Source organism: Loktanella sp. SALINAS62, from assembly GCF_018263905.1.
Taxonomy (GTDB): Bacteria; Pseudomonadota; Alphaproteobacteria; order Rhodobacterales; family Rhodobacteraceae; genus Loktanella.
On the sequence record NZ_JAAFZU010000040.1, the window covers coordinates 56,131 to 64,719 of the forward strand.

Consider the following 8,589-nt stretch of genomic DNA (forward strand, 5'->3'; position numbering starts at 1 on the left):
AAAAGTATGCTAGCCAAGGTCGTCAGCGACCCCCGCCCTACTCGGGCCAATAAAGTAAGGATTTTATGATGATCCGCGTTTGGCATCGGTATTCCTCTTTATTCTATTTCCGCAACGTGGCGGATCGCCTGAGGTTCCTTTTTAATTTGGCAAAGCTTATCTTTCAGAGCATCAATCATGCTTGGCGTGGTGCGATCACCGGGAATATTCTGCGTCACCGAACTGCCGCGTCGCACTTCCCACAGCGCATTATTTCCAGCACGCCAAATCTGCTGTACAAGGAAATATGGCCAGTCGATCGGCGTGCTTCTCCTTCGTATTTCTTGGGCGATAGATCGGAGTGCGAGGGTTGATTTATGTTGGCGAGTTCATCTCTCATAGTGAAAATTGCAAGCGCGATGGAAATGGCTACTCGGGACTGTGCTGTGAAAATTTCACCACCATCGCCATCCCCTAACTTCTATCGTTGGTCGGGTTTGAGAAATCCGTCGGTTCATTGCTGACCATTACCCGCAGTGCCCGATTGAAAATCAAAAGCCAAGGCGTCTCGCGCATCGGGCCCAGTGGGGTGGGCGTTGTTGCGCAACTCCGGCCTGAGGCGTGACTGCCCCTTTCCCCACTGACGTCAGGCCACGCGGACGGTCTCGGCGGTGCCGAGGGCGTTGAAGTGGTTCATGAGGGCGATGCGGATGTGGATTTCGGCGGTCTGGCGGTCAGGATCTCTCGCCATGATGCGTTCTCCGAGGGATTTCAGGCCGCGCATCCTCGCCTCGATGCGGCTGCGGGCATAGTATCCCGTCCAGCGTTTCCAGAATGCCCGACCGTAGTGCCGTGTGGCGCGCAATGTCTCATTTCTCGCGCGTGCAGCCGGGCAGTCTTCCTTCCAGAGACGTCCATTGGAATGATCGCGATGCCCTGCCGGTCGATGATGGCGGTGTGGCAGCGGCGCGTGTCATAGGCGCCGTCCGCTGTGACGGTGCCGATCTGCTCGTCTTCCGGGATCTGCCCAAGGAGGTCGGGCAGCACGGGGCTGTCACCGTCGCGGCTGGGTGTGAATTCCACGGCCCGGATGTCGGATGTGGCGGTATCCATGGCCAGATGCACCTTGCGCCACTGGCGTCGGCCCTGCGGGCCATGCTTGCGCGCATGCCATTCTCCATCGCCGAGGAACTTGATGCCCGTGCTGTCGACCAGCAGGTTCAGCGGCCCGTCGGCACGGCGATAAGGGATCTGCACGGCCAGGGTCCTCTGCCTGCGGCACAGGGTGAAAAAGCCGGGCACCGGCCAGTCCAGCCCCGCCAGCTTCAGCAGGCTCGCCACCATCCCGGCGGTCTGTCTGAGCGGCAACTTGAACAGCACTTTGATCGACAGACAGAACTGGATGGCCGCATCGGAAAAGACCGGCGGGCGTCCGGGCCGACCGTCACGCGGCGCGCGCCAGGCCATGTCCTTGTCCACGCAGATCAGCAAAGACCCCCGCTTGCGCAGTGACGCGTTGTAGCTGGACCAGTTCGTCGTGCGGTAGCGGGCGGGGGATGGCTTGCTCATGTTGCACGTCTAACGGCATGGATTCACGAAGTGAATCCTCCAACATCAGACTTGTGCAACAACGCCAGTGGGGTGCAAAACGCAATCGGTGCCCTGCACTTTCTCAGAGTGACCGGCCGGGTCGGCTCCAGATCTCGGCGCAACTCACCCGAGATCATGAAGAAGATCTTTTATTCAGAAATCAAAAATGAAGCATCTTAAGAAAGTAAATGCGATCGCCTCTCTCGCAGGACATCTACTGCCCGTGTGCCATTATGGCGAACGATGCTGTCGCCTAACATAGCCGGATCGTATCACTCAAAGTCGTGTTAGCAGGGCCACTTCCGTACGTCCATTCGATTGCACGATTCTTCGTCTTTGTAGAAAATTTAAAGCGCGGCATAGGGTCGAGCCGAATGGGCGTAGACTCTTTTCTCATAGCCCCGGTCGATGGCCGTCGCCGGATCGAACCCAGGTGCGCTCTTCCGAACATGCCGGTCTTTTCAGGAACCTCAGTGCCTTCAAAAGGTTTGCACACAATAGTTGTAAGCACGCGGAGCGCCCGATGTCTTCAAATTGTGAAAGCGACAAAGGGCCTGCCGACAACTGTATCACGCCTCACATGACCGATAAAACCACGCCGCATCAAACGGTTGTACATGGCTCGAGAGCAAGGGCCGCATCGGCGCGCTGCGATAGAGATGCTTCGCGGCCTTTGTTTTGGCAGCCAGGCGTCTCATGTCTGCGCGTTCTGGTGCTGGCTTTTCCGCTGGCCGGGTGCGAGGGCATGCAAAGCGTGATGGATCCGGTCAGCCGTGATGCCTATCTCATGGCCCAACTCGGGTGGTGGATGTTCGCAGCTGCGATTTTTGTCTTTATCGTTACGATCGGTCTGTTGGGCGTCGCGATCATGATCCGCCATGGCGACAAGAAAGGCGTTCCCAGCTTTCGTTTCTCTACTGGGCTGGTCGTGGCGGGTGGCGTGTTGGCACCGCTTACGGCCATCATTGCAGTTGTGATTTCCGGGGTGTTGATCAGCGACGAAACTGAAGGCGATCCCGGCCTCGCCGGTCCGGTGATCGAAGTTACCGGACGACAGTGGTGGTGGGAATTCCGATATCTGAATGACAACGGTGAGACTGTCGCTGTGACCGCCAACGAAATGCATCTGCCGGTGGGCCGGCGTGCGCGCATCAAACTAATCTCCGATGATGTAATACATTCATTCTGGGTTCCGAACATGCAGGGCAAAACCGACCTTATTCCGGGACAAACCAACATTCTTTACGCCGAACCGGCGCAAGCGGGTCGGTGGCGTGGTCAGTGCGCTGAGTTCTGTGGATTGCAACACGCCTTGATGGGCCTTTTGATCGTCGCGGAACCTACTGATGCATATGACGCGTGGCTCGATCATCAGGCTCGACCTGCCGTCGTTACCGATCACCCGGGACTTGATGTGTTTGTCGAACAGAACTGTTCTATTTGTCACACTGTCCGTGGCACACGCGCAAACGGGACGCGTGGCCCCGATCTCACCCACGTGGCGTCACGCGCAACTCTGGCAGCCGCAACTTTGCCCAACACGCGAGGCAATATGGGCGGCTGGATCACCTCGACACACAGCGTCAAGCCGGGTGTCGCCATGCCTGCCACGGCTCCGCCGCCTGACGACCTGATGGCCCTGCTCGATTTCTTGGATGCGCTGGAATGAGCCGTGTGCCCGAAAACCCCGAGGCGACCACGTCAATCCGCGACGAGTCCGATCCCCAGATGCGCGCCCGTCTGGCTGAATTGGAAAAGACCTGGCAATCGCCGCGCGGGTTCATCGGCTGGTTTACGCATGTCAATCATACGAGTATCGGAAAGCGCTTCCTGATAACAGCGATGGTTTTCTTCCTGCTATCAGGTCTTCTGGCGCTGGCGATGCGTTTACAGCTTCTATCGCCTCTGAACGATGTGCTCGACGCGCAGACCTACAATCAGGTCATGACTGTGCATGGTACGGCGATGATGTTCTTGTTCGCGATCCCCGCCATGGAAGGCATTGCGATCTATCTTGCACCCCTGATGGTGGGCGCGCGAGACATGGCCTTTCCACGGCTCAATGCCTTTGGCTACTATGTCTATCTGATCGGCGGCACAGTCTTCTTTTTATCGCTGCCATTTGGTCTTGCGCCAGACGCGGGCTGGTTCAATTACGTGCCGCTGTCAGGGCCGGAACATTCGGCCGGTTACGGCATCGACGTGTGGACCACGATGATCACCTTCATCGAAGTCTCTGCCCTGACCGCTGCCGTAGAGCTAATCGTCACCATCCTCAAACTGAGAGTGCCCGGCATGTCTTTGAACCGCATGCCCATTTTCGTATGGGCTGTATTGGTCATGTCTTTCATGATTTTGTTTGCAATGCCATCGGTGATCGTCGCCTCATCCTTTCTGATGATGGACCGACTGGTGGATACGGCGTTTTTCGACGTCACGCTCGGAGGCTCGCCCTTGTTGTGGCAACACCTGTTTTGGTTTTTCGGCCACCCCGAAGTCTATATTATCCTAGTGCCGGCCTTGGGGATCGTCACCTCGATCGTCATTACCTTCACGCAGCGACCGCTGTTCGGCTATACTGCCGTGGTTCTGGCACTGGTCGGGGTCGGCATGATCAGCTTCGGTCTCTGGGTGCATCACATGTACACGACCGGCCTACCACTCATGGGGCGGTCGTTCTTTATGGCGGCGTCGACCATGATCGCCATTCCTTCAGGCGTGCAAATTTATTGTTGGATTGCGACCATCTGGGGGTCGCGTCCGCGCTACGCTTCACCGATGATCTGGGTACTCGGATTTTTCGCGATATTCATTGCCGGAGGGCTAACCGGAGTCATGGTCGCCTCGGTTCCGTTCGACCGACAGGTGCACGACACCTATTTTGTCGTCGCACATTTCCACTACGTCTTAATCGGCGGTGCAGTATTTCCTCTCATGGCTGGACTGCATTACTGGTTTCCAAAGATAACCGGTCGGATGATTGGCGAACAGCTGGGCAAGTGGAGCTGCGCAGTTACCTTCGTCGGCTTCAACCTGACCTTCTTTCCAATGCACCAGCTTGGGCTCGAGGGAATGCCGCGCCGGGTCTACACCTATCTACCGGATCTTGGATGGGGAGATCTGAACCTGCTGGCAACTGGCGGGTCCTTTGTCATGGCAGCGGGATTTGGCATGATCCTCGTGAACATCATTGTGTCGCTTCGCAGCGGCGAGGTTGCGGGTGACAACCCATGGAATGCTTCGACTTTGGAATGGGCAACTGCTTCGCCGCCGCTCAACTGCAACTTTGCCGAACAGGTGTCGGTAAAGACAGCAAACCCTCTGTGGGACTGGCATGAGCAAAATCAGCGCGCGATGGTCTCTGGTCTAAGCACGACGCAGCGCGAAACCATTGTCACGACGCTTCTGGATGCTCTCCCGCAGTCGGTCATGATCCTGCCCGGCCCCACGATCTGGCCTTTCGTTTCGGCTGTCGTCGCATCCATCTGCTTTCTGGGCCTGATTTTTTCACCATGGTTCTTTGTCGTCGGCGTGTTCGGAACCTTCGCCACATTCGTCATGTGGTTCATCCCCCCACGATACACCACAGATCCCAACGCCGACTTACCAGAGGAGGCCAAATCATGAAGACTTGGATCGATATCGATGCATCCGAACTGCCGCGTCTTGCGCCGCGCACGCATCCACTCTGGTGGGGCATTCTAAGTGCTGTCGCAATCGAGGCCGCGGTGGTGGCCAACCTGCTGGCCTCTTATTTTTATCTCATGGCGCAAACCGAAGGCCCGTGGCCACCCGCTGGAACAGAAGCGCCGCCGATCCTGTGGCCGACGGTGTTCCTGGTGCTGTTGCCGCTTTCGAGCGTTACGATGTGGTGGGCGGGGCGGGGTTCCGACCGCGGCGACAAGCGCCAGCTTGCCATTGGTGTGACCGCCAGCGTCGGGCTTGCCTTGTTGGCACTGGTGGCGCGTTCCTTTCAAATAGCCAGTTTTGACGTGAAATGGTCCGACAGCGCCTACGGCTCGATCCTATGGACCATCACGGGGTTTCATTTCACCCATGTCGTGTCAGCCATTCTGGGCACCGCAGTTGTGGCTGTTTATGCATGGCGCGGATATTTCAATCCGGCCCGTCAGCTCGGGGTCATCGTCGATACCCTGTACTGGTATTTTGTTGCCGGCATCTTTGTACCCATCTATTTGGTGCTCATCTTGGCACCCCGTATTTTGTGAGGATCGGTCATGCCTAGCACCACCAATGAAGCCAAACGCAAAAGACGGGCCGTTCAGAAAGGATACGAGGCACTATTACCTTGGACGGGTTGGTTACTTGGTCCGATGGCGTGGGCATTGCATCAGGGTATCGGGTACGCGATGATCCCGTGGCTTTGCAAACTGGACACACGCTGGCCATACCATTCGCTTACTGCCGTAGCGCTGGCTATGTGCGTAGTCGGCGCACTGACGGGGATTCGTGCGTTGCGAAAATCTCGAGAAATACGGCCCGGACGCAGTGGGGACCGGATGCGTATGATGGCGTTGGTCAGTCTCATGCTCTGCGCCACAGCGCTAGGCGGGATCGCCTTGGAGTACGTCGGCTCGTTCTGGCTTGCACTTTGCGCGGGGGTCATATGATCACACGAAAATCTCGTCCATTATTTCTGACCACGCTCTGTACCTCAACAACGCTGATGCCGGTCGCAGCAGCGGCGCAAGAAAACCAAGCCGTCACAGGTTGGGTTAGTCCGGCGTCGGTCGGGGTTTCACTGACAGCTGTTGCACTGGGTTACCTGTTCGGACTACGCAGACTTTGGCTGCGCGCCGGAACAGCTCGAGGACTGCGCCTTACGCATGTTGGGCTCTTTCTGGGGGGACTGGTGCTGATAGCCGTGTTGCTTTTGTCGCGTCTCAATACGTTCGCCGAAACACTGCTCAGCGCACATATGATCCAGCATTTTGCTTTGATGCTGATCGCAGCTCCGCTCATCGTGCTTGGAAAGCCCGGCATCGCCATTTTCTGGTCGTTGTCGCCGGCCTGGCGAACCCGCCTACATAAGGTCGCCAGGCATCGCATGATACAGATGCTGACCCATCCGCTGGGGGCGTGGCTGATTTATTTCATCGTGCTCTGGGTCTGGCACATGCCCCCCATGCATCAGGCTGCCTTGCGAATAGAGTCAGTTCATGTCGTGCAACATGCCAGCTTTTTCGGTGCCGCGCTGCTGTTTTGGCATGCTGTATTCGTGCGCTCGCGCGGAGAAACACGCGCCGCTGCGTTCGGCGCAATCTTTGTCACCGCACTTCATTCCTGCGCGCTCGCAGCGCTTTTGACAACGTCGCAGGTGCTCTGGTATCCGGCCTATGCTGGAGGTCTCAGAATGAGCGCTTTACAGGATCAGCAGTTGGGCGGTTTGATCATGTGGGTACCTTGCTGCGCAATCCTGCTTGGCGCCGCACTTGGTACCTTGGCGCGCTTGATGAGCGACTTGGAACAGCGGTTGGAGCACGCGTCATGAAAAAATTGCTCTACATCGGGGCATTATTGCTTGCTGGTAACGTAGCAGCCGAAAGTTCCGAAGAAGCGCGCAGCGCCTTGATCGAACATGGCTGTGTCACCTGTCATGAAATTCCAGGCGCAAACGGTGCTAACGGGCTGACGGGGCCACCCCTGACGGCAATGCACCGACAGGTCTACATCGCGGGGGTGGTACCGAATAATTTCGAAACCTTAACCAATTTCATTCGTAACCCCCAGGCCATTGATCCACGCTCGGCCATGCCGAAGCTGTCTATAACCCGGTCCCAGGCAGAGGCCATCGCGCGTTTTCTGCTGAGTGCAGAAGGCTCCTGATGCGGCGTTGGGTTCGCAACTTGCTCTATGCGGCTTTGACGGCCTTCGTAACTGGCGTTGCCGCATTCCTGCTTGGTGGATTCCACGAACTGAGCGCAATTCGCCAGCACCCTGCATTGGTCTACTGGGGGCTCAATTTCGTGCGCAACTCTGTCGTCGGCATTGCGGCTGAGGGCGTGAAGGAGCCACCGGGTTTTACAATTGGTACAACACCCCTGGGTGTCGCTCTTTATGATCGTCATTGCACGAAATGTCATGGCGCACCGGGTGTCGCACCAGACACCTTTGCCCTCGGAATGATGCCAGTTCCGCCCAATCTCGCGGGCGTAGCACGCGATAGCCCGTCAAACGAGATTTACTGGTTCATTCGCAATGGATTGAAGATGAGCGGAATGCCCGCGTGGCATCTGCGCCTGTCCGAAGCAGAAATGTGGGACATTACCGCCACCGTCAAGGCAATACCGAACCTGTCACCACGCGATTGGCAAGCCTTGCTGCAAAACAAGATCGAACCGACCCCAGCCGACCCGCAGTTGCCGACAGGCTACCAGCCAGATGAAACCCGAGGAAAACTCGCGCTTCAACTATATGGTTGCCGCTCATGCCATATGATTCCAGGGTTGATAGGCCGTCCTGACGTCCACGTCGGGCCGCCCCTGAACGAGGCCGGATCGCGTCGATACGTCGCCGGAGTATTGGCGCATGATAAGGGTGCATTGGCACGGTGGATCGCCCACCCGCAAACCGTCGATCCCCTCAGCGCGATGCCAGATCTGGGCGTGCCGGAAATTATCGCTCATGACATGGCAGCCTATCTCTACAGCATAGCCACCCATCCAAGAATTGGTTGCGCAGAAAGACCGATTGATGAGAGCGAATTTTTAGAACAACCGGCCAGTGTGCCGGACTGCGTCGTTCCGCCCTCGGACGCTCCTTAGCAACTGTGTTTATTCACGGAGCTGAATCTGCCAAGGTGTGCCTGTTTTGGTGATGATCGTCGTCCGCCCGCAATCGTTAGTCTGCCTCGCATCGCCCCGTTGTCATGTGGGACCGGCATGGGACCGGTGATGACAGCGGCTTCGCCTGAGGGAGTGTCATGAACTCTGTGTATCTGGTCTGGCGCATGCGGGTTTCAGATACAGTTACGCATTGAAGCGATCTTCGAACATGATA

Annotated in this window: 6 protein-coding genes and 1 pseudogene; 6 read left to right on the forward strand and 1 reads right to left on the reverse strand. The window is 57.2% G+C overall.

The window, feature by feature from the left end; genetic code table 11:
- Window positions 1–625: 625 nt before the first annotated feature.
- Window positions 626–1,548: pseudogene (locus GZH79_RS13490) on the reverse strand (IS5 family transposase).
- A gap of 601 nt (window positions 1,549–2,149) precedes the next feature.
- Between GZH79_RS13490 and GZH79_RS13495 the strand changes: the two are divergent.
- The 6 genes from GZH79_RS13495 to GZH79_RS13520 all read left to right on the forward strand — a co-directional run bounded on the left by GZH79_RS13495 (window position 2,150) and on the right by GZH79_RS13520 (window position 8,354).
- Window positions 2,150–3,238: a c-type cytochrome gene (locus GZH79_RS13495; protein WP_211644298.1), complete on the forward strand. Its 1,089-nt coding sequence runs from the start codon at window positions 2,150–2,152 to the stop codon at window positions 3,236–3,238.
- On the forward strand, window positions 3,235–5,196 hold the full coding sequence (ctaD, locus tag GZH79_RS13500; RefSeq protein WP_211644299.1) for a cytochrome c oxidase subunit I: 1,962 nt from the start codon (window positions 3,235–3,237) through the stop codon (window positions 5,194–5,196). Before GZH79_RS13495 ends, ctaD begins: the two co-directional genes overlap by 4 nt.
- Window positions 5,193–5,798, forward strand: a complete 606-nt coding sequence (locus GZH79_RS13505; protein WP_211644300.1) for a cytochrome c oxidase subunit 3 — start codon at window positions 5,193–5,195, stop codon at window positions 5,796–5,798. Before ctaD ends, GZH79_RS13505 begins: the two co-directional genes overlap by 4 nt.
- A gap of 398 nt (window positions 5,799–6,196) precedes the next feature.
- Entirely contained in the window at window positions 6,197–7,081 is an 885-nt protein-coding gene (locus tag GZH79_RS13510; RefSeq protein ID WP_211644301.1) for a cytochrome c oxidase assembly protein, read from the forward strand.
- Window positions 7,078–7,416 carry a hypothetical protein gene (locus GZH79_RS13515; protein ID WP_211644302.1) on the forward strand — a complete coding sequence of 113 codons (339 nt, stop codon included), beginning with the start codon at window positions 7,078–7,080 and terminating at the stop codon, window positions 7,414–7,416. The genes GZH79_RS13510 and GZH79_RS13515 overlap by 4 nt, the downstream gene beginning before the upstream one ends.
- Window positions 7,416–8,354, forward strand: a complete 939-nt coding sequence (locus GZH79_RS13520; RefSeq protein WP_211644303.1) for a cytochrome c — start codon at window positions 7,416–7,418, stop codon at window positions 8,352–8,354. The genes GZH79_RS13515 and GZH79_RS13520 overlap by 1 nt, the downstream gene beginning before the upstream one ends.
- Window positions 8,355–8,589 lie beyond the last annotated feature (235 nt).

Excerpts from the sequence above, each read along its gene's own strand:
- GZH79_RS13495 (WP_211644298.1), top strand. The coding sequence starts at position 2,150 with ATGACCGATAAAACCACGCCGCATCAAACGGTTGTACATGGCTCGAGA.
- ctaD (WP_211644299.1), top strand. The coding sequence starts at position 3,235 with ATGAGCCGTGTGCCCGAAAACCCCGAGGCGACCACGTCAATCCGCGAC.
- GZH79_RS13505 (WP_211644300.1), top strand. The coding sequence starts at position 5,193 with ATGAAGACTTGGATCGATATCGATGCATCCGAACTGCCGCGTCTTGCG.
- GZH79_RS13510 (WP_211644301.1), top strand. The coding sequence starts at position 6,197 with ATGATCACACGAAAATCTCGTCCATTATTTCTGACCACGCTCTGTACC.
- GZH79_RS13515 (WP_211644302.1), top strand. The coding sequence starts at position 7,078 with ATGAAAAAATTGCTCTACATCGGGGCATTATTGCTTGCTGGTAACGTA.
- GZH79_RS13520 (WP_211644303.1), top strand. The coding sequence starts at position 7,416 with ATGCGGCGTTGGGTTCGCAACTTGCTCTATGCGGCTTTGACGGCCTTC.